The following is a 1353-nucleotide window of genomic DNA, read 5'->3' as shown; positions in this document are numbered from 1 at the left end:
TCGGGTAAGCCTGGGCGTAGGCCCATTCCCGTAGCGCGGTTTGGATGAAGCGTTCGGCCTTGCCGTTGGTCTTGGGTGTGTAGGGCTTGGTGCGGATGTGCTTGAGGCCCAGCGCCTTGCAGAGGTCGCGGAAGGCGTGGGCCCGGTAGCAGGATCCGTTGTCGGTCATCACCCTTGAGACGGTGACGCCGAGGCTGGCGTAGTAGGCGATCGCGGCGATCAGGAAGGCGGTGGCGCTTTCTTTCTTCTCGTCGGGCATGACCTGGCTGAAGGCGATGCGCGAGGCGTCATCGATGCAGACGTGGACAAACTCCCAGCCGGCCCCGCGCGAGGAGCCCTTGCGGCGATCACCGGTGACGCGGTGGCCCTCCACCTCGAAGCGGCCGAGCTTCTTGATGTCGAGGTGGATCAGCTCTCCGGGGTTCGCGCGCGCGTAGCGGACCACCGGCTCCGGCGGGTCCAGGTCCCTGGCCCGGCTGATACCCTCAGCCCGCAGGATGCGGCTCACCGTGGCCGGCGAGACCCCGGTCTGCTTGGCGATCTGCTGGCCGCAGAAGCGCTGCCGGCGAAGGGCAATGACCCGATCCACGGTCTCGGCCGGCGTCGGCCGGTGGAGCTTGTGGGGCCGCGAGGACCGATCGGCCAGTCCGGCCGCTCCTTCTTCCTCGAAGCGCACGACCCACTTCGCAACCGTCTTGGCGTCGACGCCGAAGGCCATGGCCACGGCCTTCGGCGTCTGACCCTCGCTCAGCACCCGGCGCACCAACTCGGCTCGACTGTGCACCGTCAGCCGGGCATTCTTGTGGACGTTCATCCGATCCCTTCCTGAGACCCTGTAGCTTCGCAACCACAGCTTCCCCGGTCCGGGTCGGATGGACAACCTATTGAGAGCTCACATCTAGGCCGCCGGAATTCGCACGCCCAGTTCCCTGAGCAGCGCCAGCCAGGCCTCGCGGCCCTTGGCGCGGTCGAACTTCGCCACGGCCGCCCGGCGCGCCGCGATCCTCAAGGGCGTCGAGGCGGCCGGGTCGCGGCAGGCGTCGATCATCGCCTGGCTGAGCGCCGCGACGTCGAAGAAGGGCAAGAGCCGGCCGTTGACCCCGTCGGTGATGGCGTCGTGCAGCGGCGGGGTGTCGGAGCCGATGACGTAGCAGCCGCTGGCCATCGCCTCGGCCAGCGACCAGGAGAGGACGAAGGGGTAGGTGTAGTAGACGTGCGCCGTCCCCAGGCGCAGGGCCGCCAGCATGCGGGCGTGCTCCACCTTGCCGAGGAACGAGACGCGGGCCGGGTCGTAGTCCACGCCCGCGAAGCAGGCCTCCAGCCAGGTCCCACCGCCGGGTGGCTCGCCGCCGT

The 1353-nt window shown here is 69.0% G+C and carries 2 protein-coding genes; both read right to left on the bottom strand.

What is annotated here, in order from left to right:
• On the bottom strand, positions 1-814 hold an 814-nt coding region (locus Q8Q88_RS08135), incomplete at its 3' end, for an IS481 family transposase (RefSeq protein WP_305674696.1).
• Between the two features lie 84 nt (positions 815-898).
• Positions 899-1353 (bottom strand): glycosyltransferase (locus tag Q8Q88_RS08130; RefSeq protein ID WP_305674695.1); only part of this gene is annotated, 455 nt, incomplete at its 5' end.

It is taken from the genome of Phenylobacterium sp., from assembly GCF_030697925.1.
Lineage (GTDB): Bacteria > Pseudomonadota > Alphaproteobacteria > Caulobacterales > Caulobacteraceae > Phenylobacterium.
This window is presented reverse-complemented; position numbering and strand designations above follow the sequence as displayed.